Annotated in this window: 25 protein-coding genes and 1 tRNA gene; 12 read left to right on the forward strand and 14 right to left on the reverse strand. The window is 43.4% G+C overall.

Features of this window, described 5'->3' with window-relative positions; translation table 11 throughout:
* Positions 1-678: a DUF2461 domain-containing protein gene (locus G460_RS0110545; RefSeq protein ID WP_026955324.1), complete on the forward strand. Its 678-nt coding sequence runs from the start codon at positions 1-3 to the stop codon at positions 676-678.
* Here G460_RS0110545 and G460_RS0110550 read toward each other — a convergent pair.
* The 4 genes from G460_RS0110550 to G460_RS0110565 are packed head-to-tail and all read right to left on the reverse strand — an operon-like array spanning position 675 to position 2,668.
* Complete coding sequence (locus tag G460_RS0110550; RefSeq protein ID WP_425393933.1) at positions 675-1,469, reverse strand: Cof-type HAD-IIB family hydrolase; 795 nt, start codon at positions 1,467-1,469, stop codon at positions 675-677. The genes G460_RS0110545 and G460_RS0110550 overlap by 4 nt on opposite strands.
* A 26-nt stretch (positions 1,470-1,495) precedes the next feature.
* Complete coding sequence (locus G460_RS0110555; RefSeq protein ID WP_026955326.1) at positions 1,496-1,768, reverse strand: hypothetical protein; 273 nt, start codon at positions 1,766-1,768, stop codon at positions 1,496-1,498.
* Between the two features lie 10 nt (positions 1,769-1,778).
* Positions 1,779-2,222, reverse strand: coding sequence for a hypothetical protein (locus G460_RS21765; protein ID WP_157366910.1), 444 nt, complete (start codon positions 2,220-2,222; stop codon positions 1,779-1,781).
* Between the two features lie 26 nt (positions 2,223-2,248).
* On the reverse strand, positions 2,249-2,668 hold the full coding sequence (locus G460_RS0110565) for a hypothetical protein (RefSeq protein WP_157366911.1): 420 nt from the start codon (positions 2,666-2,668) through the stop codon (positions 2,249-2,251).
* A gap of 175 nt (positions 2,669-2,843) precedes the next feature.
* On the opposite strand from G460_RS0110565, the gene G460_RS0110570 reads away from it, so the two are divergent.
* Positions 2,844-4,790: a hypothetical protein gene (locus G460_RS0110570; protein ID WP_026955328.1), complete on the forward strand. Its 1,947-nt coding sequence runs from the start codon at positions 2,844-2,846 to the stop codon at positions 4,788-4,790.
* 202 nt (positions 4,791-4,992) lie between these two features.
* Here the strand turns inward: G460_RS0110570 and G460_RS0110575 are convergent.
* The 3 genes from G460_RS0110575 to G460_RS0110585 all read right to left on the reverse strand — a co-directional run bounded on the left by G460_RS0110575 (position 4,993) and on the right by G460_RS0110585 (position 6,030).
* Positions 4,993-5,066 (reverse strand) — tRNA-Ala (locus G460_RS0110575).
* 47 nt (positions 5,067-5,113) lie between these two features.
* Positions 5,114-5,734, reverse strand: a complete 621-nt coding sequence (gene recR / locus G460_RS0110580) for a recombination mediator RecR (RefSeq protein WP_026955329.1) — start codon at positions 5,732-5,734, stop codon at positions 5,114-5,116.
* A gap of 11 nt (positions 5,735-5,745) precedes the next feature.
* A complete protein-coding gene (locus G460_RS0110585; RefSeq protein WP_157366912.1) occupies positions 5,746-6,030 on the reverse strand; it encodes an ATP-dependent Clp protease adaptor ClpS in 285 nt (94 codons plus the stop codon).
* Between the two features lie 60 nt (positions 6,031-6,090).
* Between G460_RS0110585 and G460_RS0110590 the strand changes: the two genes are divergently transcribed.
* Complete coding sequence (locus G460_RS0110590; RefSeq protein WP_026955331.1) at positions 6,091-7,536, forward strand: sodium:solute symporter; 1,446 nt, start codon at positions 6,091-6,093, stop codon at positions 7,534-7,536.
* Here G460_RS0110590 and G460_RS0110595 read toward each other — a convergent pair.
* Both G460_RS0110595 and G460_RS21770 read right to left on the reverse strand, forming a co-directional pair.
* Positions 7,533-7,871 (reverse strand): MGMT family protein, encoded by a 339-nt coding sequence (locus G460_RS0110595; RefSeq protein WP_026955332.1) that lies wholly within the window; start codon positions 7,869-7,871, stop codon positions 7,533-7,535. The two genes, G460_RS0110590 and G460_RS0110595, sit on opposite strands and share 4 nt — an antisense overlap.
* Positions 7,852-8,745 (reverse strand): mechanosensitive ion channel family protein, encoded by an 894-nt coding sequence (locus G460_RS21770; protein WP_051316008.1) that lies wholly within the window; start codon positions 8,743-8,745, stop codon positions 7,852-7,854. The genes G460_RS0110595 and G460_RS21770 overlap by 20 nt, the downstream gene beginning before the upstream one ends.
* A 56-nt stretch (positions 8,746-8,801) precedes the next feature.
* On the opposite strand from G460_RS21770, the gene G460_RS0110605 reads away from it, so the two are divergent.
* Genes G460_RS0110605 through G460_RS21775 form a run of 3 tightly spaced genes read left to right on the forward strand, consistent with a single transcriptional unit; the run spans position 8,802 to position 10,400 of the window.
* Positions 8,802-9,479: an SDR family NAD(P)-dependent oxidoreductase gene (locus tag G460_RS0110605; RefSeq protein WP_026955333.1), complete on the forward strand. Its 678-nt coding sequence runs from the start codon at positions 8,802-8,804 to the stop codon at positions 9,477-9,479.
* Positions 9,480-9,482: 3 nt separating this feature from the next.
* On the forward strand, positions 9,483-9,938 hold the full coding sequence (locus G460_RS0110610) for a nuclear transport factor 2 family protein (RefSeq protein ID WP_026955334.1): 456 nt from the start codon (positions 9,483-9,485) through the stop codon (positions 9,936-9,938).
* A 6-nt stretch (positions 9,939-9,944) separates the two neighbouring features.
* Positions 9,945-10,400: a hypothetical protein gene (locus tag G460_RS21775; protein ID WP_051316009.1), complete on the forward strand. Its 456-nt coding sequence runs from the start codon at positions 9,945-9,947 to the stop codon at positions 10,398-10,400.
* A gap of 5 nt (positions 10,401-10,405) precedes the next feature.
* Here the strand turns inward: G460_RS21775 and G460_RS0110620 are convergent, their stop codons facing one another.
* Entirely contained in the window at positions 10,406-10,828 is a 423-nt protein-coding gene (locus G460_RS0110620) for an META domain-containing protein (RefSeq protein WP_026955335.1), read from the reverse strand.
* Between the two features lie 400 nt (positions 10,829-11,228).
* On the opposite strand from G460_RS0110620, the gene thrA reads away from it, so the two are divergent.
* From thrA to thrC, 3 genes are read left to right on the forward strand one after another with little or no spacing between them, the layout of a single operon-like run.
* Positions 11,229-13,676: a bifunctional aspartate kinase/homoserine dehydrogenase I gene (thrA, locus tag G460_RS0110625; protein ID WP_026955336.1), complete on the forward strand. Its 2,448-nt coding sequence runs from the start codon at positions 11,229-11,231 to the stop codon at positions 13,674-13,676.
* Positions 13,676-14,605: a homoserine kinase gene (locus G460_RS0110630; protein ID WP_026955337.1), complete on the forward strand. Its 930-nt coding sequence runs from the start codon at positions 13,676-13,678 to the stop codon at positions 14,603-14,605. The genes thrA and G460_RS0110630 overlap by 1 nt, the downstream gene beginning before the upstream one ends.
* Before the next feature lie 6 nt (positions 14,606-14,611).
* Positions 14,612-15,910 carry a threonine synthase gene (gene thrC, locus G460_RS0110635; RefSeq protein WP_084421257.1) on the forward strand — a complete coding sequence of 433 codons (1,299 nt, stop codon included), beginning with the start codon at positions 14,612-14,614 and terminating at the stop codon, positions 15,908-15,910.
* Between the two features lie 5 nt (positions 15,911-15,915).
* Here thrC and G460_RS21780 read toward each other — a convergent pair whose 3' ends face one another.
* The gene (locus G460_RS21780) at positions 15,916-16,902 is read right to left on the reverse strand and encodes an SGNH/GDSL hydrolase family protein (protein ID WP_035464302.1); all 987 of its coding nucleotides are present in this window, start codon (positions 16,900-16,902) and stop codon (positions 15,916-15,918) included.
* 68 nt (positions 16,903-16,970) lie between these two features.
* The gene (locus tag G460_RS0110645; RefSeq protein WP_026955339.1) at positions 16,971-17,945 is read right to left on the reverse strand and encodes a polyprenyl synthetase family protein; all 975 of its coding nucleotides are present in this window, start codon (positions 17,943-17,945) and stop codon (positions 16,971-16,973) included.
* Between the two features lie 148 nt (positions 17,946-18,093).
* On the opposite strand from G460_RS0110645, the gene G460_RS0110650 reads away from it, so the two are divergent.
* From G460_RS0110650 to G460_RS0110660, 3 genes are all read left to right on the forward strand, one after another.
* Positions 18,094-18,576, forward strand: a complete 483-nt coding sequence (locus G460_RS0110650) for a DUF4199 domain-containing protein (RefSeq protein ID WP_026955340.1) — start codon at positions 18,094-18,096, stop codon at positions 18,574-18,576.
* 88 nt (positions 18,577-18,664) lie between these two features.
* Positions 18,665-20,362 (forward strand): 1-acyl-sn-glycerol-3-phosphate acyltransferase, encoded by a 1,698-nt coding sequence (locus G460_RS0110655; RefSeq protein WP_026955341.1) that lies wholly within the window; start codon positions 18,665-18,667, stop codon positions 20,360-20,362.
* Positions 20,340-21,398 (forward strand): NAD(P)H-dependent glycerol-3-phosphate dehydrogenase, encoded by a 1,059-nt coding sequence (locus G460_RS0110660; protein WP_026955342.1) that lies wholly within the window; start codon positions 20,340-20,342, stop codon positions 21,396-21,398. Before G460_RS0110655 ends, G460_RS0110660 begins: the two co-directional genes overlap by 23 nt.
* A 107-nt stretch (positions 21,399-21,505) precedes the next feature.
* Here G460_RS0110660 and G460_RS0110665 read toward each other — a convergent pair whose 3' ends face one another.
* Together G460_RS0110665 and fbp are read right to left on the reverse strand one after the other, a co-directional pair.
* A complete protein-coding gene (locus tag G460_RS0110665) occupies positions 21,506-22,675 on the reverse strand; it encodes a PQQ-dependent sugar dehydrogenase (protein WP_026955343.1) in 1,170 nt (389 codons plus the stop codon).
* 67 nt (positions 22,676-22,742) lie between these two features.
* The gene (gene fbp, locus G460_RS0110670) at positions 22,743-23,777 is read right to left on the reverse strand and encodes a class 1 fructose-bisphosphatase (RefSeq protein WP_026955344.1); all 1,035 of its coding nucleotides are present in this window, start codon (positions 23,775-23,777) and stop codon (positions 22,743-22,745) included.
* Between the last annotated feature and the right edge of the window lies 1 nt (position 23,778).

A 23,778-nucleotide genomic window follows, 5' to 3' on the forward strand; every position in this document is an offset into this window, starting at 1 on the left:
ATGAGATCTTACCTGAAATTTTTATCCCAATTAGCCGAGAAAAACTCCAAAGAATGGATGGATGCCAATAAGAAATGGTATCAGGATACACGAGCTGAATTCTTAGAAGATGTGGAGGTTTTTTTGAAACAATTGTCCGAGCTAGAACCAGAATTCTCGACTTTCAAGCCTAAAGAATGTGTGTTTCGGCAAAATAGGGATATTCGTTTTTCAGCCAATAAGGCGCCATACAAATTGAATTTTGGAGCCTATTTTTCTCCAGGAGGGAAAAAATCAGATGGTCCGGGATATTATGTCCAAGTCCAGCCTGGCAATTCATTTTTCGGTGGTGGAATATGGATGCCTGCCTCGGATGTTTTGAAAAAAATAAGAAAGGAGATTGATTATTCTGGAGCTGAACTTGAGAAAATAGAGACTGAACCTGAATTTCAGAAGCTATTTGGAGAAATCAGTGGGGAAAAGCTCAAAACCAGTCCCCGTGATTATGATGCGGATCATCCCTATATCGAATACCTGAAATTGAAAAGTTTTACGGTGACCAAGCCCATTGCTGACAGAGATGTGGATTCAGGAAATTACATCAATTTGGCCATGGAAGGGTTCCGGAAAATGAAGCCTTTCAATGACTTTTTGGCTCAGGCAATTGAAGATGTCGAAGGTGGTGGGGATATTCTTTAGTGTGAATGCAAAGCCTTGATTCTTTCCAGTGTATCTACCACACCATCTTCTTTGTGATGTAGGGTGATTTCTTTTGCTACGGATTTGACTTCAGGTCTGGCATTGGCTACCGCTACTCCCCAGCCTACAGATTGGATCAAGTCAATGTCGTTGTAATTGTCCCCAAAAGCGATAACATCGTCCATTCCGAAATCGTAGAGGTGATTTAGAAGCAATTGCAAACCAGTAGCCTTAGAGATTTTCTTGGGGGCGATTTCTATATAGGTGTCTTTGGAACGGTAGAGATGCAACTGATCGCTGTAGGCGAGATGGAGCTCGCCAAAAAGCCAGCTGATTTCATTGCTGTCTCCCATTGCCATAACCTTGTGAGCACCAGATCCCGAGCCGGACCAGCTATGCATGGTGTCCTGATGATTTTGCCAAGTAGGGTTGACTTTGGTGTTGGCGATTTCTCTTTTGGACCAGTAGTCCTCTTTTTCTTCAAACCATTTTTCACCTTGGTACAAACTGATATGAATGGCTGTTTGCTGAGTCAGGTCAATGATTTTTTGGACAAGCTCCAGAGGGATCTCTACCGAATCCAGTACCTGTCCATTCTGATCGATGACAAATCCTCCATTGTAGGCAATCAATGGCTCAGAATGTCTTCCAAGATCCACGAGGAGATGTCTCATCGCGTCTGGCATTCGTGAGCTGGCTAGGATGATGGGAAATGTCTCCGGAAGTTCTGCAATGAATTTTTTAAGTCTTACCGAGAGATCTCTTTCGGAGTTGAGGAGTGTTCCGTCTATATCAGAACAAATAGCTTTGTATTTCATCAGTCGTATTGGGACCATTCGATTTCATCGGCGAAGTTAGCAAATACGCCAAAACCTATAATCGAAATAATCAATAGAACGATCCCAAGTCCGATCAATTTGGAGATCAATTCAGCTTTGGCCCAATTGGCTTTGTTTTTTTCGGTATTGGTATCCACGGCCCATACGATGAGCATGATGAAGCCGATTAGCGGGATTTTGGTGATGATAATATTGATGACCCAATCTCCAAGGGAGAGGGGTGGTTTTTGGAATTCCTCGGGCATGTTCATGGTCTAAGACTTAAGTGGTGGTCAGATCCTCCACCTGAAACTCATATTCTTGCATCGCAAAATTGTCTGGGTTTTGAGGATCTGTTTGTATAAACTGAACTGTAATTTGCTGATAATCTGAAGAGTTTTCAAAATCCCTGACGTAAATCTCAGCACATTTTCTGGCCAATATTTCCGGTTGATTTCCGAGCAGCAGCGGGTCTCCGTCTTGGAGTTTTAGAAAAATAGTGCCTGACTCGGAGTCTTCAGTGGTGGATTTGCTAAGATTGACGCTGACGTGCTGAAACTCACCCAAATGCCTGATTTCATCAGAAGGCATAAATCCATCGCCCATCATCGTTTCCATTCCCCGCAAGGCTAGAGAAGCGATTTTCTCTGGGTTGCACGAGCAGGAGCTGATTGTAGCAATTAAAACTACGGAACAAATCAGAAGAGAGAGTTTAGGGCGTTGCATTAGTGGATTTTTGTAGAAAGATACGATTAGTCCGCAGTCTTTTCAACTTGATAGAGTAGTCGGTAGTCTTCTTCCCTGAATTTCGCAGAGGTGTTGGGGTAGGGAGTGACATCCATCATTTTCAAGGTGTATCCATTGACGCTGATTTCAGAAGGGGAGTCAGTGGCACTGGGAGAAGAACTTAGATAGGCAGTTTTTTCCAAGCCTTTTACGCTGAAAGTGACCTTGACTTCTACAAAACCCTGCCAAATGCAGACGACATCCTCTGGACACCTAGAGTCATGGATGATATCTAGAAAAGAGACTGAAATAGACTCAGTACAGTGTGTTAGCGTTTCTTGAAAGGCGATCTCAACAGGCTTCTCCAGTTCAAAAGTCTTGCAGGGTTCTTCATTTTGGCACGACAACAACGTAAGAAAAAATAAAGGGAGAAGATGTTGTTTCATTTTCCTGCAAGTTTTTATCTGGAGACGATTTTGAGATGTTAAATGCGACAAATGTATATTTTACTTAGAAGTATTTCACTTTGGAAAGAAGACTGGTTAATCAGTGTTTTTTTAATTCTGCATTATTGGTAGATTTAAATTGTTTTTTTTGGTATTCATTAATATTCAAATTGTTATGGCTAAGCTAAGATTTAAGTTTGAGGGTTTTTTTGAGGTGGAAACTAATGAAGAGATTGTATTAAAGCCCGGAGATAGATTTAAAGTATCAGGTGTGATCGATGGGCAGAGGGAAAATTTAGACAGTGGAATTGTTAGAGATCTCGAACTACAGAAGACGAATAATGAAGAGAAGGAGGCGGTGGCAGCAACGATAGCAATAGGCTCCGATGGAGAGAAGAATAAGAAAATTGTGGATGCTCCCTTTCAATCCAGATTTATGACTTTGGAGCAGTTTGGTGGAGAGGGATACTATAAATTGATCTCCGATGGGTTGCGGTTTGATGGTGATGTTATCGAATCAAATAAGGATGTTTTTACAAGTCAAGACGTTGGTAAATCTTTTTGCGGGCTCTATGCTCATCAAAATCCGCTACAGCCTGACAAGGATAACTATTACCCGGGAATAGTGGGAAGTAGGTATGCTTTGGTCACAGAATATATCTCACCACGGCAAATAAAGGTCAATTTCAGATTTAATCAGACCAGTGGAAGTGCTTATATTTTTCATGATAATTCTCTTGCTTATCAGTCAGCGGTCGAGGCAGCTAAGCGATCTCCACATAGAACTCTAGAGCTGCAGAGTGAGAAAACTTATGTCATACCCCAGTTTTCAAAGGTTGAGTTGACTCATGATTTTTTCATGATTTCACAAACGGGAGCTAATTTAAAGATTGGATGGGAGGACTACTTTTCTTGGTCTGAGCAGCAAACTATTAAACAAGCTGGTTTTCTTTTTGATTTCGGTGGGAATTCAGTGAAAATTGGATTTGTCAATGTTAATTTTATCCCTCCACATAGACGTGTCAAATCTGCACAATTGTTTTATTCAAGCCTATTTCGATCGACTCCAAATCGAGATCAAGAAGCAAAAATTGGAGTGGTGAATATGGATACCACTGTCGAAGTTGATGCTGCTGATAAGAATGCAAATCAAATTGGCTTTGGATATGGCTTCTTGTATTCAAGCGTCCCAGGGAACTATGTTATTGGTAAAAATATTAAACATCGCGGCCCTGGATTTATGGATTTTAAAGCGAATTTTGGAGGCGGACTTTATGCCGTATTTGAAAATATCCAAACAAACTTTAAAAGGGAAGAGGAATTTGCAAGTCCACGTGTCCAAGTAAGGGGACATCTGAAAGATAACATTTTCACAATCACCTCTGGGCATACTATTTATCAAATTTACAGTTATGATTTTGGGGAAGGGAACGTATGCCATATTTTACATCTTGGACGCTTTACATTTGTAATAGATGGGAAAACAGCTGTAATAAATGCTTGCCAGTTTAGAGTTAGACCTTTTGTGGACGGAAAGGCGAAACTTCTTGTGAAAGATGAATCCAGTGTTTATAGCAAAGACGTAGAGATCCATGCAGGGGATACCCTTACTTTTGGTGGAGTTACTAGTAAGGTGATCGAAAAAAACAGGACTTATGTGACGGAATGGATGGATGGAGGTCCAGATAGACAATATGCGATGTGCTTAAAGCTTGACAAACCATTGCCCGTCAGTTCAGGATTTCATGAGTTTGAAGTTAGGTCTATTGGGGAGTCCTTAAACAATGGAGAAGAAGTAGATGCCTTTTTAATCTACAAAGCGAATTATGATTTTAGGACTTATCCAGATAGTAAGTTTGGAGATGGAGAGGTGCTTTCGTCTGACCCCGTGGGTCACCTTTCGTACAACCACAGAGAGATCACTTTATGGGCAAAAAAATTTAAACATGAAGGTTTCTATAGACAATCACTTTCTGGAAATGGCGAGAGTCATGGATATACGATGATAGAGTGTGAAGGTTTTGGAGGCCAATTTGGGCCAAACACGTCAGTCAATCATACAGGAGATATGCCTGCAAAAGCTTCAGAATTTATTGCTGAGCTAGAATCTATGACTAAGTAGAGGTATTAGTTTGTATCTTTTGGGAATTGTGAGAGGTATTTTTACATGAAGGAATTATCTCTTTGAAGTGGATGATAACAGCGCCGAACCAATGACCTTCCCGGTAGGTGTCGGGACGCTCTAGTGGGCTGAGCAAGAAGTTTTCGTTATTACTAAAAGTCTAGAAACAAAAAAAGCTCCACATCTCTGTGAAGCTTTGAAGTGGAGGATAACGGAGTCGAACCGATGACCTCTACACTGCCAGTGTAGCGCTCTAGCCAGCTGAGCTAATCCCCCAAACGGAGTGCAAATATAGAACAGCAAATCAAACCAACAAATAAAAATTAATCGGTATTGTAATTTATTCGAGTCATAATACTACGTCCCAGCGTCACCTCGTCCGTAAATTCCAATTCGCCCCCTACTGGGATGCCTCGGGCAATGGTGCTGACAGCCACTCCTTTTTCCTTCAATCTCTTCGCCAAATAAAACGAAGTAGTATCGCCTTCCATCGTGGCACTCAAGGCTAAAATAATCTCCCTTACGGGCTCCTTTTCCAGATTTTTTTCGATTCTATCCAGCAGGGAGTCAATCTTCAATTCCTCTGGTCCGATCCCTTGAATAGGGGAGATCACTCCTCCCAGCACATGGTATTTTCCGGTATACTGATTGGTGTTCTCGATGGCCAATACATCTCTCATGTCTTCCACTACGCAGATGATAGAAGCGTCTCTTCTGTGGCTTTTGCAAATGCTGCATTCGTCCTCATCTGCGATATTGTGACAAACTTTACAATATTTGATCTCAGACCGCATGCGCGAAAGTGCCAATGTCAAAGCTTCCGTGTGAGCTTCGTTTTGTTTGAGGAGATGAAGTGCAAGTCGAAGTGCTGTTTTTTTTCCTATTCCAGGTAGCCTGGATATCTCGGTGACCGCATCTTCGATCAGTTTGGAAGGGAAATTCACAAATGGGGATGTTAAACGATGGTGGCCTGAATTCCTGCCTCTAATATAGCTTCACACATGGGTTTAAGCTCTTCTTGACTGCCTTTTTTTACAGCACATTTTCCCTTGTAGTGAATGATCAAGGTACATTGCTCGGCTTGTTCTCTGGTGTGTTTGCAGACTTTGACCAAGATGTTTGCCACATGGTCAAAAGTGTTGACATCGTCATTGAATACGATCAGGTCATGTGATTCGAGGTCCAACAATTCCTCTAGGGCGATGTCTGCTTCTTCTATCTGAGGGAATGGTGTACTCATTTCAATCATTTTGCAAAATTAAGAATATTGAACAATTTTGGCGAACACCAAGCTTTGATTATGAATCCCCAACTCGTTCTCTTTGTCATCTCCTGTTATTTTTTAGTGCTTTTCCTGATTTCTTGGTTTACCTCCAGGAAAGTCACCGCTGACACGTTTTTCACCGGAGATCGACAGTCTCCATGGTTTTTGGTGGCATTTGGGATGATCGGTGCTTCTCTGTCTGGGGTCACATTTATCTCTGTGCCTGGAGAAGTTGGGAATTCAAATTTCTACTATTTCCAAGTGGTTCTTGGCTATACATTAGGCTATTTTACCATTGCCAAAGTGCTATTGCCACTATATTACCGACTCAATTTGGTGTCGATTTATTCCTATCTGGAGGACCGCTTTGGATTTTGGTCCTACAAAACCGGCGCATTCTTTTTCATCCTATCCAGAACACTGGGCTCCTCACTGAGGGTTTTTTTAGTCGCTTCAGTTCTTCAGTTGATCCTTTTTGATTCTCTGGGAATTCCTTTTTGGGTTTCTGTTTTGATCACAGTAGGCTTGATATGGCTTTATACTCATCGAGGAGGAATCAAAACGGTCGTTTGGACCGATACGCTTCAGACCTTCTTTATGCTACTTGCGGTAGTGGTTTGTATTAAATTAGTAGGCGATGAATTAAGTTTTGAGGGAATTGGTGACTATTTCTCATCCGTAGCTAATGACAGCCGATCCCGTATTTTCAATTGGGACTGGAAAGCCGGCACTAACTTTTTCAAGCAATTTATATCTGGTGCTTTTATTACGATCGTGATGACAGGACTGGATCAGGATATGATGCAGAAAAATCTCACCTGCAAAAATATCGGTGAGGCTCAAAAGAATATGTTTTGGTTTACCATCATTTTGGTAATCGTCAATCTCTTGTTTTTGGGATTAGGAGTGATGCTTTATCTCTATGCAGAAACTACCGGGATCAGCATTCCTGCCAAAACGGATGAGTTGTTTCCTATGCTGGCGACAGAGCACTTTTCAGCTTTTGCCGGGATTATCTTTGTTCTGGGTATCACGGCAGCGGCTTACTCTAGTGCAGATTCTACATTGACGGCTTTGACTACCTCTTTTTGTATTGATTTCTTGGAGCTTGAAAGAAAATATCCGGCTGAAAAACGAGTTCCGATCCGTAAAAAAGTCCATTTGGCATTTACGGCTATCATGTTTTTTGCGATACTGATTTTCCATTGGATCAACGATCAGAGCGTGATCAATTCAGTATTCATCATAGCAGGGTATACATATGGGCCGCTGCTGGGGCTGTATGCATTTGGCTTGTTCACCAAAATGAAAGTTCGGGACAGGTTTGTGCCATATGTGGCGGTCGCTGCGCCACTGATTACTTTTACCATCGCTTCCAATTCCGAAAAATTGCTCTGGGGGTATAAGTTTGGCTTTGAGGCTTTGATCCTGAATGGGTTGTTGATGTTCTTGGGGCTTTATCTGTTTAGGCAGAAAGATTAAATCCCCAATTCCTTTTCTGGATCCCAAAATAGCTTTTCAAAATCCTGAACCTGGTCGTTTTCTACTCGGACACCTTCTGATTCCAAGAGTTCTTGCATTTTGGTAGGACTTTCGAAGTGGTTTTTACCAGTCAAAAGTCCTTTTCTATTGACTACTCGATGGGCGGGAACGTCTGGTAGTGTATGCGCAGCATTCATGGCATAGCCCACCATTCGAGCTCCACTTTTGAGACCTAGGTAGTTGGCGATGATACCATAGGAGCATACTCTTCCAGCAGGGATTTCCCGTACGACTTGGTAGACAAGGTCAAAATAATTAGGCTTTTCGGTGTTCATTGGTCCAGTTCAAAAAGGCTTGATTGATAGCTTTGCGTACCTGTGCTTCTACTTGTTTTTCCCCAGAACGTATTGGGAATTGATAGCGAATCAGGACATTTTCAGATTTTCTTTCTAAGACATTGAGTTGAGCTCCTTCGATCAGGATATATTCTTTGAATTCTTCCAATACTTTGGCTAGGCTTTGCTCTAAGTGATTCAATTGCAAGTCTGTCGAATAAGCCATCTCAGCATCAAAAACAACTTGATGCGTATTGTTTTTGGAATAATTGACCACGTCAGTTGCAAACACCATGGCATTGGGTATGATGATGATCTCCCCTGTTTCGCTCTTGAGGATCGTATTGATCAAGGTGATGTCTCGGATGAATCCAGTATGTTTGCCGATGGTGATTTTGTCACCGATCTCCAGCTGCTCCGAAAACATGATGATTAGCCCGTTGACGATACTCGTGATATAGTCTTTGGTCAAGAGCGCTATCGCGGCAGCTACGATGGTGATGGAAGTCAGGAATTCTAGTGGCTTGATCCCAAAGGCAAGCATCAGGGATACCAAAAATGCCAAAGCCGTGAGGATCACAGAAATCCTTCCGATGCCCAAGACAAAATTGGGTAAAACCTTTGTTTCTGCAGTTTTTTGAAGGTAAAGCCTCAAGGTGATAATCCTGCCTAGAGAAATGATCAAATTGGCACTCAGTAAAAAAATCAGTGCTCGAACGATATTCGCAAGCACAGGGTGATTTTCCAAAATTGTTTTCAGAAAGGTGTCAGCCTCTGAAAAATACTCCAGTAAAACCAAGAGAATGAGCTTGATGGCAAAATTGAGTCGTCTCTTGTTCTCTTTGCTTCGAATGCTGGTTTTTAACTGATTCATGAGTTTATCGGAAAATAAAGGCTAATTTTAGCAATAATCAACCGTGTTTTAAGCATATGAGGAGAAATATCATCGTGACTGGAGCCGCAGGAAATCTAGGTTCGGCTGTTGTAGAAAAGTTCAAAAGGGAAGGATATCATGTGATCGCTTTGCTGCATCCCGGTGCGGATGAGGAAGTCGAAGAGGCGGATGATTGCTATGAGGTGGACGTTACGGATGAAAAGCAAGTGGCTGATTTCGTGAAAGAGTATCAACTCCAATACACAGATCTTGATGCGATGGCGCTCTTAGTGGGTGGTTTTGCAATGGGAGGAATAGAAAAGACTGCTCAGGCGGACTTGGAAAAAATGTTTTCTCTGAATTTTTTCAGTGCATATCACCTAGTCAGGGGATTTTTGCCCTTTTTGAAAAAGCAGGAAAAAGGAACGCTTCTTTTTGTGGGAGCAAGACCGGCACTACAGTTGGAAGATGCGGCCGGGACACTCGCCTATGCGATGAGTAAAAACCTAGTCATCTCTTTGGCGGAAGTCATCGCTACCGAAACGCAGGAGACGGCCATCCGGTCCCATGTTTTTGTGCCGAGTATCATCGATACTCCTCAAAATAGAGAAGCGATGCCGGATGCGGATTTCACGAAGTGGGTTTCTCCTGCAGAAATCGCCGAATCCATGCACTATGCGGTCAATAATTCTGCTCTTAGAAACATGACATTCAAACTTTACGGGGAAGCTTGATTTATGAAGAAAGTTAGTCTTTTGGTCATTTTTATGACCTTGATGAGTCACTTTGGGACCGCTCAGTCTATTTCAAAAGAGGAAGTAAAAGCAGTCATCGAATCATTATTTGAGGGGATGCGTGCCAAAGACTCTACACAGATTAAAGCAGCATTTATTCCAGATGCCCGAATGCAAACTGTCATCTCTGATGAGCGTGGTACTCGCATCGGAAGCAATTCAGTGGCGGATTTTGCAAAAAGCATCGCAGCATCCAAGAAAGGTGTCCTCTTGGATGAGAAAATTTTGGACTATCAGATCAATGTGGATGGGGATTTGGCGACTGTCTGGACTCCCTATGAGTTTTATGTCAATGATCAATTTAGTCATTGTGGAGTGAATAGTTTTCAGGTGGTCAAGCTGCCGGAGGGCTGGAAGATCGTCTATATCATCGATACCCGAAGACGAGTGGGGTGTTAAGTTTTTATGCAGCAGGACAAAGAACAGCTCTTTCAGTTGGCGATTGCCAAGGTGAAAGAAACAATACAACTACTCAAAGAAGAAAGAAAGGCAATCTCAGAAGGAATTTTGGAGGATACCAAAAGTAGTGCTGGTGATAAATTTGAGACCAGTAGAGAGATGCTTACCCAAGACCTCAAGCAAGTTGAGATGCAATTGGAAAAAAATCAGACGGACCTGGATGAGCTTTATCGTATCCAAGCGATCAAATCCAGCGCTGGAATGATTCAAGAAGGTTCGTTGGTCAATTTGGGGACGGATTGGTTTTTGATTTCGGTCAGTCTCGGCCAGTTGGAAATGGATGGGAAGAAGTATTTCCTTTTAAGCAAGAATTCTCCATTAGGTCAATTGTTGCTCGGCAAACGGGTGGATGAGGCTGTCCCTTTCAGAGGAAAGCCTCAAGTCATTCATTCCATTCTTTGAGGATCTTATTCCTTTTTTGGAACCAGTGTCATCACTTCATTTGCTCCCTGAAGTAGGGTGAGTTTGTCTTTGTCTACTTTCAAATCACTCACTTTGGATAGGGCATTGAGAAAAGTCTGCTCTCCATTACCAGGGCAGGCTTTTTTGGTGATAGCCCCTGGGTCTAGCGCTATGCCAGATTGCTCCAAGAGGAAAGAACCAGAGAAATCATTACAACCAGAAAAGCCTGCCAATTTGCCGCCATCTAGAAAGTTGAGAGAAGGAAGACCTCCGGCAAATTGATTGAGGTCGAGCCCGGAGCCCATCAATGATGAGAGTACCCATGGGTTTTTAGTCAGGAGATTCAATGGATTGATGGAGGAAACACTTCCACAACTATTGAAAATAAGTAAGAAAAGTACTGGCAAAATAAATTTCAGTCGTTTCATAGGAAATTGGGTTTAGTGATCATCTTGCTTATAATTTAAGAAATAAAATTCTGAATATTTCTAGTTTGTGGAATAATAGTTTGGATTAGGAATCTTGGCGAATTGTCGAATTTTTATTTTCTCTATCCATTTGGTGCAAATCTGTAAAATCTACTGGGGATAATTTGGCATAAAGGAAATTCCTCAGTAAGATTGTGCAGTCAATTCCAAGATCATGGTTGTTGCAGCTAGACATATTTTTTACCCCTCGGCCTCACATTTTCAATGTGTTGGCAATACTGCTTTTTTTACCATGTATACCCGAATGACCACCATTACGGGGTAATCCCGTTTTAATCCATTAGTACCCGCCCTTTGGCCTATTTAGGCATATTAAATCAACTCATTAGACCCGTTTCTCATGAAAATTATCAAGTTTGGAGGTTCTTCCGTAGCGAACCCAGACAACATCCGAAAGGTTTTTGCAATCATTCAAGACAAATTGAAGCAGCAGGAAGTCGCTGTGGTATTTTCCGCCTTTGGGGGTGTCACGGAAAGCCTGCTGACGATCGCAAGACTGGCGAGAGAAGGCGATCAAGTCTATAGGGATATGCTGCAGACCTTGGAGGAAAAGCACCTGGATATGGTGCGCCAGCTGATCGCAGTGCAAAATCAATCCACCGTGATGACCTTTGTCAAGGTGCGATTCAACGAATTGGAAGACCTCTTTCATGGGATTTATCTTATCAAAGAAAACTCTGCCCGGACGCTGGATTATGTAGTTAGCTTCGGTGAGAGACTTTCTACGTTCATCCTGGCAGAAGCTTTAGCTGCCAAAGGATTGAAAACTCAGTTTTTGGACGCAAGAGATGTGATCCGAACCAACGATCGATTTGGTCAGGCAAGAGTGGATTTTGAAGTAACCAATCAATTGGTGAAGGACTATTTCTTGCAACATGATGGGATCAAAGTGATCACTGGCTTTATCGCATCCACTGTCAAGGGAGAAACGACTACCTTGGGCAGATCTGGTTCGGACTATACCGCGGCTATTTTGGCAGGAGCCTTGGGAGCGGATGATTTGGAGATTTGGACCGATGTGTCTGGGGTTTTGACCTCAGATCCGAAGTTGGTATATACCGCATTTACCATTCCTCAATTGAGCTACAATGAGGCGATGGAGCTTTCTCACTTTGGTGCCAAAGTGATTTTCCCTGCCACCATGCAGCCGGCGATGAAGAAGAGTATTCCGATCTATATCAAGAATACCTTTGAACCGGAAAACCCCGGTACGATGATCAATGGTGAGGTCACCAATGGCGCGCTGATCAAAGGGATTTCTTCCATGTCCAATATATCTATTGTGACTGTACAAGGAGCGGCTTTGTTGGATGGTACTGCGGGAAGCCGTGTGTTCAAAGCACTTTCGGAAGCCAAAGTCAATATCGTCTTGATTTCTCAGGCATCCTCTGAGCATAGCATCTGTCTTGCCATCAAAACTGCCGAAGCTTATTTGGCTAAAGAAGTAGTGGAAAAAGAATTTTTCTACGAAATCAAATCAGGAGAAATGGATGAAGTCTCCCTGATGCATGGATTTGCTACCATCGCTGTGGTAGGAGAAAATATGAAGCAAAATCCGGGTGCTTCTGGACGGATGTTCCGGGCATTGGGTCGAAATAATATCAACGTAGCGGCGATCGCACAGGGAAGTTCCGAACTGAATATTTCTGCTGTGATCCCTCAAGCGGATTTGCAAAAGGCATTGAACGCCTTGCATGAGGCATTCTTCTTGTCAGAAAATAAGGTGCTTCACGTGTTCTTGGTAGGTGTTGGTTTGATAGGTAAAGCCCTGATCAAGATGATTGCTAACCAACAGGTGAAACTTCGGGATAATAGTGAGTTGGATATTCAGATACATGGACTTGCCAATAGCAGATACATGGCCTTCCACGAGGATGGGTTTGACCTGAAAAACCCTTATGAATTGAGCGAATCTGACGATAAGATGGATTTAGAAAAATTCATCAAGACGATGGAAGAGATGAACTTCTCCAATTCAGTTTTTGTCGATTGTACTGCCAGCCAGAGTGTGTCAGATGCCTATTCTCGTATATTGGAGGCGAAGGTCGCGATCGTGACGCCGAATAAGAAAGCGAATTCTGGTTCCATGGAAGAATATGGCTACTTGAGAAAGCTCGCTAAAAAGCGTGGTGTCAAGTTTCTGTATGAAACCAATGTGGCGGCAGGTCTTCCTGTGATTAATACCCTTCAGGATTTGATGCTTTCCGGAGACAATGTGATCCGAATTGAGGCGGTTTTGAGTGGTTCGATGAACTTTATTTTCTCCGAATTGGAAAAGGGAGATCCATTCTCCGAGGTAGTTAGAGTGGCCAAGGAAAAAGGATTCACTGAACCAGACCCGAGAGATGATTTGAGTGGAATGGACGTGGCGAGAAAGATCTTGATTTTGGGAAGAGAAGCCGAGCAGAAATTGGAATTTGATGATATCACTATCCAAAGCATGGTGCCGGAAGACTGTCAGGATGCTGCGACTGTAGATGAATTTTTCCAGAAGCTGAAGGCGCATGATATTGAGTTTTCGGACCTGCTGAAAGCTGCAGAAGCCAAAGGGGAGAAGTTGCGCTTCATGGCAACTCTAGAAAACGGGAAAGCGAAAGTGGGATTGAATTCCCTTCCAAATGCACATCCATTCAGTAGTTTGAGTGGAAGTGACAATATGATTTTGCTGACTACAGAGCGTTATTTGGACCGCCCTATGATCATCAGAGGGCCTGGTGCGGGAGCAGATGTGACTGCTGCCGGTGTATTTGCTGATGTGATTCGTATCGGTAATTATACCCGTGAATAATGCGCTCTGTTAAAGCTTTTGCTCCAGCCACTGTCGCCAATGTTTCCTGTGGGTTTGATATCCTAGGATTTGCCATCGAAGGCATGGGGGACTGGGTGCGATTGGAAGAAAAAGATAGTCCGGGCTTAGAAGTTGTTTCTATTACTGGGGACGAAGGGAAACTTCCCAAAGATGTAGCGAAAAATACCTGTTCGGTAGCCATCCAAGCTATGCTGGATCACTTGAATGTCGAAATCGGTATGGCCATCCATTTGGAAAAAGGTCTTCCGTTAGGCTCGGGCATGGGTTCAAGTGCGGCAAGTGCAGCTGCCGCATTAGTTGCAGCCAATGAGTTTCTGGGAAATCCACTTGAAAAGAAAGAGTTGCTTCCCTTTGCAATCGCAGCAGAAAAAGCAGCTTGCGGAGCGGGACATGCGGATAATGTTGCGCCGAGTTTGCTTGGTGGTTTTGTTTTGATCCGTGATTATCATCCCTTGGATGTGATCAAATTACACGTGCCGAAAGGTTTGTATTGCACGCTATTGCATCCGCATTTTGAACTGAAAACAGCAGATTCCAGGTCCGTTTTGAGAGATTCTATTCCTTTGAAACATTCGACGATTCAATCTGGTAATGTAGCTGGATTGGTTGCAGGATTGTATGAGGAGGACTTCGATTTGATTTCCAGATCTCTTCGGGATGTGATTGCAGAGCCATACCGTTCGATTTTGATTCCAGGTTTCAATGAAGTGAGAGAGGCCGTGAAAGCCACAGGCGCTTTGGGAATGGGCATATCGGGTAGTGGTCCCACTCTTTTCTGTCTCTCCAAAGGAGAAGAGAAAGCTCAGGCAATCGCAGATGCAGCCAAGGAAGTGTACCAAAGTATAGGTTTAGGAGTTGACGTGTTTTTCTCAGCCATCAATACTCTCGGTGGCTATGTGATAGATTAAATAGCCATGAAATATTACAGTACCCAAAATTCCAATCATGAAGTTTCGCTGGCAGAGGCAGTGATCAAAGGACTCGCACCTGATAATGGGCTCTATATGCCGGGAAGTATTCCATTGCTTTCATTGGGTGAGGTGGACAATCTTCCTTCCATGAGTTTTCGGGAAATTGGCTATTTGGTCATTGGGAAGCTGTTTTTAGAGGACCTTTCGGAATCTCAGATCAAGGAGCTGGTAGATCATACCTTGAGTTTTGACGCGCCATTGGTGGAGGTCGAAGAAAATGTGTATAGTCTGGAGTTGTTCCATGGGCCGACATTGGCATTCAAGGATTTTGGAGCTCGGTTTTGCTCCAAATTGATGAGTTTGCTGCTGACCAAGTCTGAGCAGACAGTGAGAGTTTTGGTGGCAACATCCGGAGATACCGGCAGTGCCGTCGCCAATGGTTTTTTGGGTGTTGATGGTGTGGAGGTGATTATTCTGTTCCCAAAAGGGAAAGTGAGTCAGCTTCAGGAAAAGCAGTTTACTACACTAGGTGAAAATATCATTGCTTTAGAAGTAGATGGGGTTTTTGACGATTGTCAAGCGCTGGTGAAGCAGGCTTTCTTGGATCCTGAGTTGAACAAAAAATTATTGTTGACATCAGCCAATTCCATCAATATTGCGAGGTGGATACCACAGTGTTTGTATTATTTCTATGCCTATTCCCGCTTACCAAAGAATGGGAAAAAGGTGGTTTTCTCTGTTCCAAGTGGGAATTTTGGAAATATTGGAGCTGGGATTTTGGCGCAAAGAATGGGCTTGCCGATCGATCAATTTGTAGCTGCAACCAATGTCAATAAAGTGGTGCCAGACTATTTGAAAGGCGAGGAGTTTATGGCAAAGCCATCCATCCAGACACTTTCCAACTCGATGGATGTGGGGAATCCAAGTAATTTCCCGAGACTTCAGGCTTTGTATAGAAACGATGAAAGTCTGTTCAGAGAGCGTGTCAAAGGTTATTTTTATGATGATACAGAGACAGTGAATGCAATACAAACTGTACAGCCCAAAGGATATACACTCGATCCTCATGGGGCGGTCGGTTATTTGGGCTTGAAGGATTTTATGGATGAAAATCCAGGCTTTGTAGGTGTCTTTTTGGAGACAGCTCATCCAGGTAAGTTCCGAGATGTGGTGGAAGAGGCTTTGGGTGAGGAATTGGAATTGCCGGAGAGATTGGCTGCTTTTCTGGAAGGGGAAAAGGATGTGATCCCGATGGGAAAAGGATATGAGGAGTTTAAGGGGTTTTTAGAAAAACTGTCCTGATAGTATTATTTGATACTATCAGTTAAAGAGCTTTTAATCTCGTTTATCATCAACTCAATCTCCTGATTGAGTTGATTGACTTTTTTCTGCGCTTCTTCCATTGGAAGTCCTGTAGTCAGTCCGGGACGATTATGGCCAGTCGATCTTAGCCAGGCGTCTCGCAGGATTGTCTGACGCTGGCTGATTAAATTCAGAATTTCTTCTCCGTTTTTATGATTCAAAAGTTGGGAACTATGTTCCTTTTCTTCGATTTCATTCATTCCCAAGCCTATCAAAATTTCTTTTGCCATCAGAAAATGACCATCAGCATTGGGATGGACCCCATCCTCAGCAAAGGCAAATTCGGGATTTTCTTTGCGATGATCTTCAAGAGCCTTTCTCATCGGCCAATGCAAATCAATCACCTCCCAATCATGTGTATATCGCATGCTGACTAACCACGAACTATAAATGTCCAGTACATTGGCATAAGCTGGATCTTTTCTCTCATCAAAAACTGGAGGCGTCACATGGATGATTTTGGCTCCAGATTTTTCCACTGATTCGTGAAGCCAGATCATGCCTTCTTTGAATTTTCCAAAACGTCCCTCATCAAAGGGTAGATAAATCCCGTCATTCATCCCATAGTTGGCGATGACCAAGTCAGGCTTAGTTTGATCAAGCGCTCGCTGAAGCCGCTCATGAAGATCTGGTCTTGGGAATTCGCCGTTAGCATGATTGGGTTCGGATAGGCCGGAAACAGTTTCACTAGGTAGGCCAAGATTGATAATTTCGTACTTGCTCTCGGGAGATTTTAGCTCCAAAAAGGCATCGATACAATGAATGAAGCTCCCTTGGTAAGTGATGCTATTTCCTAAAAAAACAATCTTTTTCGTTTGTTCGGGGATTTCGTATTGCTGAGAAAAAGTACTTGCTTGAAATCCTAAAACCAGCAGTACGCAACTTAAAAATCGCGTCGTCTTTAAGACTCTGTAGGGGTTATTGTTTTCCATTTCGGAAAATGGCGAAAGCCTACTGGAAAATAAAGCGATGACCACAAAAGTAGTCTGATAAAAGAGTGCTACTTCTTCCTCTCGATCGAGTAACTCACTAAAGCTGAAAGTGAATTTCTATACTCGGACTCCGGGAATTCCTTCAAAATACCCAAGGCATCTTGGTAAAACTCATTCATCTTTTCCTTGGCGTATTCCAGTCCGCCGCTTTTCTTCACAAAAGCAATGACTTGATTGACGGCTTTCTTGTTGTTGGATTTGTTACGGATGAGGTGGATGATCTGTTTCTTTTCCAGCCAATCTGCATTGCGAAGTGCGTAGATCAATGGTAAAGTCATTTTCTTTTCCTTGATGTCTATGCCGACGGGTTTGCCGATCTCTTCATCTCCATAGTCAAAAAGATCATCTTTGATCTGAAAAGCCATTCCTACTTTTTCGCCAAAAGTCCGCATTCTCTCCACGATGGCTTCGTCGGTTTGGACACTCGAAGCTCCTACAGCGCAGCAAGAGGCGATGAGGCTTGCGGTTTTTTGTCGGATGATCTCGTAATAGATTTCCTCATCCACATCCAATTTTCTGGCTTTATAGCTCTGTAGAAGTTCCCCTTCTGACATCTCTTTTACAGCATTGGAGACAATCCGTAATAGGTGAAAATCACCATGGTCCACACTGAGTAGTAGGCCTCTGGCTAATAGATAATCTCCGACCAAAACGGCGATTTTGTTTTTCCAGAGTGCATTGACAGAGAAAAAGCCGCGACGATAATTCGCGTCATCGACTACATCATCGTGAACCAAGCTGGCGGTGTGGAGCAATTCTATCAGGGCGGCTCCGCGATGGGTGGAGTCGTTGATCTTTCCAAAAATACCCGCGCTCAAAAAAACAAACATGGGGCGCATCTGCTTCCCCTTTCTCTTGACTATATAATTGGTGATATGGTCAAGAAGCTTGACTTTGCTTTTCATAAAATCCCGAAACTTCTGTTCGAAAACATGCATTTCGGACTCTATCGGGACTTGTATTTTTTTGAGGTCTGGTTTCATCAGGCTTTGCTGGCGTAAAAATAATACCCTTTGCTTGATGGGCAAGGAATATTGGTAGGGCTTGTTCAATAAACAATGGAATTCTCTTATCGTTTCAGAAATTTTGTATTTTGTTTAGTTGATTTTCACCTAAACCCACCTTCAACTGATGAAAAGTATAAAAATTGAAATCAAATGGGCGCTGATCTTTTGCGTGGCCATGCTGGCTTGGATGTATTTTGAGAAAACAATGGGATGGCATGATGAGAAAGTTGCGGACCATGCGACCTATACCAATTTCTTTGCGATTCCCGCTATCCTCATTTATGTATTGGCTCTGCTGGATAAAAAGAAAAATTTCTACTCCGGAGTAATGACCTACAAGCAGGCGTTTCTTTCTGGCTTGATCTTGACTGTGATTGTGACGGTGCTTAGTCCATTGGCACAATACATCACCACTACGATGATCACACCGGAGTATTTTCCCAACGTGATCAACTATGCGGTGTCTTCTGGTCAGATGACTCAGGAAGATGCTGAGGCGTATTTCAACCTGAAAAGCTATCTGGTTCAATCTGTCATTGGTGCACTGGTCATGGGGATTGTGACCTCTCTGGTTGTGGCAGTTTTTGTGAAGTCCAAAGCTAAATAAAGAATCAGTTCAGTCTTGTAATTTTAGCCTTCAGGAAATTCATATTCCTTATCTTTGGTCTTTCATCGAAGCAAAACCAGCAATCCACTTGGAGGAAAAATACATCAAACATCGATACGAACCCATTCTCCCCAGCAAGGATGAATGGCCGGTGGTGAAACTGGCGAGAGAGCGGAAGGAGTTTGTCAAAAAAGTGTCAGAAAAGTCTCAAGATAGGATTTTGAGGCTAACCAGTCAAAACCCTGACATCCTCAAAGAAGAGCTGGAAACTACGCTGTATCGCGAGAAGCTAAGAATCAAGCAAAACCCTTGGGTGGTAGATCCGGACGATGATCTTGACTTTTGGAACAAGGTAAAAGACGCGCTCTTGCAGGTCAATTCGGAAACGAAATTGTCCAAGTCGCAGCGATTGGAGGCTTATCGCGAGATTTTGCAGCGAATCACCACTCGTTATTCGGAGGAAATCGCCAGTAATTTCAAACACCATCATTATAAGTTTACGCGCAGTGTAGTCACTTATGGCTTTGCCCGGTTGCTCAATGCAGCGAGAGTCAAAGGTTTTCGCTCCATTTTCAGCAATCAGTATACGCTTCAGGACAAAATTCAAATCACTGGTCAGACCGATCAGCTGAGAGATCTTGCGACCAAAGGGACGGTCGTCATGGTGCCCACTCATTTTTCCAACCTGGATAGTATCCTGATTGGTTGGACGATTTCGGTCTTGGGCTTGCCTCCATTTATCTATGGTGCAGGTCTCAATCTTTTCAATATTTCAATTTTTGCATATTTCATGGATGCCTTGGGGGCATACAAGGTCGATAGGAGAAAGAAAAACCTCATGTATCTGGAGACTTTGAAAACCTACTCCAAAGAGGCGATTCAGTTTGGTTGTCATTCCCTATTTTTCCCAGGGGGAACCCGTAGCCGCAGTGGTATGATTGAGTCTAAGCTCAAGCTGGGCTTGCTCAGTACCGCGATTGAAGCTCAAAGGACTAACTACCAAAAAGGGTTCAAGGACATTTCAGGCAAGGTATTCATCGTGCCGGTGACTATCAATTATCATTTTGTGTTGGAAGCGCCCAGCCTTATTCGGGAATACCTGAGCATCACTGGGCAAGAGCGCTACTACAAGGAAAATGATGAGTTTTCATCTTCTTATAAGATTTCTAAATTCTTAGTGAAGTTCTTTACCAAAGGTTCCGATATTTCTGTGTCTGTGGGCAAGGCCATGGATGTACTGGGGAACTATGTCGATGAACATGGGGAGAGTCTGGATAAAAATGGAAGAAGAATCGATACCCAGGACTATTTTATTTCCAATGGGGAGATCACGGTAGATCAGCAGCGAGAAGAGGAGTACACCTTTCTGCTGGGGAAAAGAATTGTCGAGGAGTTTCACAAAATCAATCGTGTTTTCTCTTCCCATCTCGTGGCTTTTACAGCCTTTGAGATGATCAAGGAGCAGAATCAAAAGTTGGATTTGTTTGATTTGATACGTCTTCCAGAGGAGGAGATTTCTATTCCGTACGACGATTTCAAAGCTGCGTGCCAAAAGGTATACGATAGGATTTTGGAACTGAAAAAAGAAAAGCAGATCAATGTCGCTCCTCATATGAAGCGCTCCATGGATGAGATCATCCAGCATGGCTTGGATAATGTGGGGATGTATCATGCCAAAAGGCCTCTGATCCGTGATAAGTCTGGCGCTATCGTCACCGAGGATATGAGCTTATTATATTTTTATCACAATAGACTGCATGGCTATGGACTCGAAAAACTCTTCTAAAGTCAAAAAAATAGGCGTGGTGGGAGTTGGGAGCTTTGGCACAGCCATCGCAAATATGCTAGCCGAAAAAAGCGCTGTGATCGTCTATGCCCGAAAGTCAGAGGTGGTAGATGAGATTAACTCGCTTCATCAGACTCAGGGTAGAAACCTTAATCCCGCCATCCGTGCGACTAACAATCCGCAGGAGATTTGTGCCCAGTGTGAAATATTATTTTTTATGGTTCCTTCCAGTGGATTTCAGGAGGTTACCAGGAATTTTGCGCCATACCTTCATCCATATCATCTGATTATTCATGGGACCAAAGGATTGTGTCTGGATCTTCCTGCCGGGCAAGATCTAAAGACTGTCCAGAAGATTAAGCGAAGTCAGATCTTGACCATGAGTGAAGTGATCCAGCGCGAGACGGTAGCCGTGAGAGTTGGGTGCTTAGCTGGGCCAAATCTTTCTAAAGAGCTCATCAAAGGTCAGCCGGCCGCTACGGTCATTGCGAGTAAGTACAATGAGGTGATTCTTGAAGGACAGCGCTTGCTTCGGTCTGATAGATTTCAGGTGTATGGCAATTCGGATATTATCGGAGTAGAACTCAGTGGTGTGCTTAAAAATATTATCGCTATAGCTTCAGGTGCGCTGGCTGGGCTCGGTCTTGGAGAAAATGCCAAAGGCTTATTGATCTCCAGAGGCATGGTGGAGATGGTTCATTTGAGTACTGCATTGGGTGGAGGAGTCCAATCGGTAATTGGGTTGGCTGGAATCGGAGATCTAGTGGCCACTTGTAATTCGGTGGATTCCAGAAATTTCACAGTTGGATATCGTCTGGCTAAAGGTGAAAAGCTCGATCAGATCCTTGCAGATATGGAAGAAGTAGCGGAAGGGATCAATACGGTGAAAATCATCAAGGCATTTTTGGAAACGACTGATCTGAGGGCTCCGATTACTGAAAATCTTCATCGGGTCCTATTTGAGGACTTTGAGATAGAGGAAGCCTTGCAGTTTTTGATGAAATTTCCTTTCAGCGTGGACGTGGACTTTGTCTAAGCAAGTTGAGTTAACTCGCAATAAAAAGTACTAAAAAGAAGCGAAGCCATCGTCAGTCAATTGACCGGGATGGCTTCGCTTTTTGTTTGCTGTTAGAGTTGCTTCTCTTATTTCACTGGGATCAACTTGACCAGAAGTCCTGTACCCTCTGTAATGGCGTAGAGGTATCCGTCAGGACTTTGAGATACTTGTCGCACTCGGCCCAAATCTTGGAACATCACCTCTTGAGAAAGTGCCTGGGTTCCGTCCATGTCTACTCGGTTGATGTGCATTTTAGCCAATGCACCGATCAGAATGTCGCCTTGCCACTGGGGATATCTGTCTGAAGTCACAAGTGTCATGCCTGCTGTCGCAATGGAAGGGACATAATAGGTGGCAGGCTGCTCCATTCCTTCTTTTTCTGTGATTTCTGTGATCGTCGACCCATCGTAATTGATGCCATAAGTGATCACTGGCCAGCCATAGTTTTTCCCTTTTTCGATGAGATTGAGTTCGTCACCTCCCTGTGGTCCGTGCTCAGATTCCCATACGCGGTTGTTTTCAGAATCATACACTAAACCCTGAGGGTTTCTGCTGCCAAAAGACCAAATAGACGTTACTGCATTTGGTTCGTTGACAAAAGGATTGTCAGTCGGAACTGTTCCGTCATCATGAAGACGGTGGATTTTACCATGAGCATTAGTGATTGACTGGGCGTTTTCAGGCGTGTCAAAGCGGTCCCCACTGGAGAAAAACATGTAATTGTCTTTGTCGAAAATAATTCTCGAACCATAATGGTTGCCTCCTTTCCAAGCTGGAGTCGCTTCCCAAAGCTCCTCTAGTTGAACTGCTTGGTTGCCTTCCAGTTTGAACCGTAGGATCGCCGTGGTGCTTTTATCATCCTCCTTGTCTTTGGCAATAGAAATGTAGATCCAGCCATTTTCAGCATAAGCTGGGTGTGCTTGGATATCCATCATGCCGCCTTGTCCAGAGGATCTCACTACGGGAAGACCTTCTATTTTTTGGCCGGTGAAACTGTCGTTTTCAAAAATCAAAATATCGCCTTCACGCTCAGTGATCAATAGCTTGTTTTCACTCAACCAGGTCATTCCCCAAGGATGCTCCAGTTCTGTGTGAAGGGTGTCTATATTGACGAGTAATTTCTCAGTTTGGACTGCATAGGTGTCATCAATGAGTTCCTCGATGATAATTTCTTCCTCGTTTTTGGTGTCACAGGCGTTGAGAAATATGGCTCCAGAGAGAGCAGCTATTCCTAAAATAGTATGAGATGATTTCATAAGACTTAGTTATTGATTTTCGAAGATACGTCCTTTCTTCTAACCAAAAACCTCCGTCTCTAGATTATCAGGATTTTTGAAGAGTGGATGACTTTATTTTAGTACTTGCCTCCTGCACCATTCTCGATGATCCGATGATCAGAGGAGTACGCTGGTGCAGAGATTCTGGCTGGATGTCCAAAATGCGCTGATTGCCATCAGTGGCCTGAGCCCCAGCTTGCTCTGCAATGAGAGCAAGTGCGTTAGCTTCATAGAGGAGTCTTAGCTTTCCGCTTGGATTTTTGACGGTGGCTGGATACAGGTAGATTCCTCCTTTGAGCAAGTTTCTGTGGAAATCTGCGACCAATGAACCGATGTATCTCGCAGAATATCCCTGTTGTTTGCAGCTGAGAATATATTCTTTGATTTCTTGGCTCCATTCCAGCTCAGAGCCCTCATTGATGGAATAGATTTTCCCGTCTTTGGGTGCTTGAATATCAGGGTGAGAGAGAAAGAACTCTCCTAGGGATGCTTCATAGGTGAATCCATTGACTCCAAAACCTGTAGTGTACACCAGCATGGTAGAAGAGCCGTAGAGTACATACCCCGCTGCTACCTGCTCTGAACCTGGCTGCATGATGTCTTCCAGCTGGATAGGGCTTCCAACAGGTGTTTTTCTGCGGTAAATGGAAAAAATAGTTCCTATGCTAATGTTGACATCGATGTTGCTGCTGCCGTCTAGAGGATCGATCGCCACCACATATTTGCCGGAGCCATTTTGTAAATCGATGACAGAATCTTCCTCTTCGGAAACAATGGCACAGACTTCGCCTCCTTTGCTGAGTGCTCGAATAAATCGGATGTTGGCGATGACGTCAAGTTTTTGCTGCTCTTCTCCTTGGATATTGGTTTGTCCAAAAGCACCTCCGATATTTGCCAGGCCGGCACGGTTGGTTTCACGATTGACAATTTTGGCAGCCAGAGCGATGTCTCGGAGCAGCTGAGAAAGCTCTCCAGAAGCAAAAGGGAAGTCACTTTGCTTGAGTTTGATAAATCGGTCCAGGGTAGTACCTACAGAGTAAGCCATTCCGGATTGATCAGGTTGGTAGGGGTTAATTTTCATT

This window comes from Algoriphagus vanfongensis DSM 17529, assembly GCF_000429465.1.
Classification (GTDB): domain Bacteria; phylum Bacteroidota; class Bacteroidia; order Cytophagales; family Cyclobacteriaceae; genus Algoriphagus; species Algoriphagus vanfongensis.

What these genes read in the sequence shown, in the direction of transcription:
- fbp (WP_026955344.1), bottom strand. Translation starts at nt 23,777, where the DNA reads ATGAAAATTAACCCCTACCAACCTGATCAATCCGGAATGGCTTACTCT.
- G460_RS21770 (WP_051316008.1), bottom strand. Translation starts at nt 8,745, where the DNA reads ATGAATCAGTTAAAAACCAGCATTCGAAGCAAAGAGAACAAGAGACGA.
- G460_RS0110650 (WP_026955340.1), top strand. Translation starts at nt 18,094, where the DNA reads ATGAAAAGTATAAAAATTGAAATCAAATGGGCGCTGATCTTTTGCGTG.
- G460_RS0110585 (WP_157366912.1), bottom strand. Translation starts at nt 6,030, where the DNA reads ATGAGTACACCATTCCCTCAGATAGAAGAAGCAGACATCGCCCTAGAG.
- thrA (WP_026955336.1), top strand. Translation starts at nt 11,229, where the DNA reads ATGAAAATTATCAAGTTTGGAGGTTCTTCCGTAGCGAACCCAGACAAC.
- G460_RS0110620 (WP_026955335.1), bottom strand. Translation starts at nt 10,828, where the DNA reads ATGAAACGACTGAAATTTATTTTGCCAGTACTTTTCTTACTTATTTTC.
- G460_RS21775 (WP_051316009.1), top strand. Translation starts at nt 9,945, where the DNA reads ATGCAGCAGGACAAAGAACAGCTCTTTCAGTTGGCGATTGCCAAGGTG.
- G460_RS0110660 (WP_026955342.1), top strand. Translation starts at nt 20,340, where the DNA reads ATGGACTCGAAAAACTCTTCTAAAGTCAAAAAAATAGGCGTGGTGGGA.
- G460_RS0110590 (WP_026955331.1), top strand. Translation starts at nt 6,091, where the DNA reads ATGAATCCCCAACTCGTTCTCTTTGTCATCTCCTGTTATTTTTTAGTG.
- G460_RS21765 (WP_157366910.1), bottom strand. Translation starts at nt 2,222, where the DNA reads ATGCAACGCCCTAAACTCTCTCTTCTGATTTGTTCCGTAGTTTTAATT.
- G460_RS0110545 (WP_026955324.1), top strand. Translation starts at nt 1, where the DNA reads ATGAGATCTTACCTGAAATTTTTATCCCAATTAGCCGAGAAAAACTCC.
- G460_RS0110595 (WP_026955332.1), bottom strand. Translation starts at nt 7,871, where the DNA reads ATGAACACCGAAAAGCCTAATTATTTTGACCTTGTCTACCAAGTCGTA.
- G460_RS0110630 (WP_026955337.1), top strand. Translation starts at nt 13,676, where the DNA reads ATGCGCTCTGTTAAAGCTTTTGCTCCAGCCACTGTCGCCAATGTTTCC.
- G460_RS0110555 (WP_026955326.1), bottom strand. Translation starts at nt 1,768, where the DNA reads ATGAACATGCCCGAGGAATTCCAAAAACCACCCCTCTCCCTTGGAGAT.
- G460_RS0110645 (WP_026955339.1), bottom strand. Translation starts at nt 17,945, where the DNA reads ATGAAACCAGACCTCAAAAAAATACAAGTCCCGATAGAGTCCGAAATG.
- G460_RS0110570 (WP_026955328.1), top strand. Translation starts at nt 2,844, where the DNA reads ATGGCTAAGCTAAGATTTAAGTTTGAGGGTTTTTTTGAGGTGGAAACT.
- thrC (WP_084421257.1), top strand. Translation starts at nt 14,612, where the DNA reads ATGAAATATTACAGTACCCAAAATTCCAATCATGAAGTTTCGCTGGCA.
- G460_RS21780 (WP_035464302.1), bottom strand. Translation starts at nt 16,902, where the DNA reads ATGGAAAACAATAACCCCTACAGAGTCTTAAAGACGACGCGATTTTTA.
- G460_RS0110605 (WP_026955333.1), top strand. Translation starts at nt 8,802, where the DNA reads ATGAGGAGAAATATCATCGTGACTGGAGCCGCAGGAAATCTAGGTTCG.
- G460_RS0110565 (WP_157366911.1), bottom strand. Translation starts at nt 2,668, where the DNA reads ATGAAACAACATCTTCTCCCTTTATTTTTTCTTACGTTGTTGTCGTGC.
- G460_RS0110610 (WP_026955334.1), top strand. Translation starts at nt 9,483, where the DNA reads ATGAAGAAAGTTAGTCTTTTGGTCATTTTTATGACCTTGATGAGTCAC.
- G460_RS0110665 (WP_026955343.1), bottom strand. Translation starts at nt 22,675, where the DNA reads ATGAAATCATCTCATACTATTTTAGGAATAGCTGCTCTCTCTGGAGCC.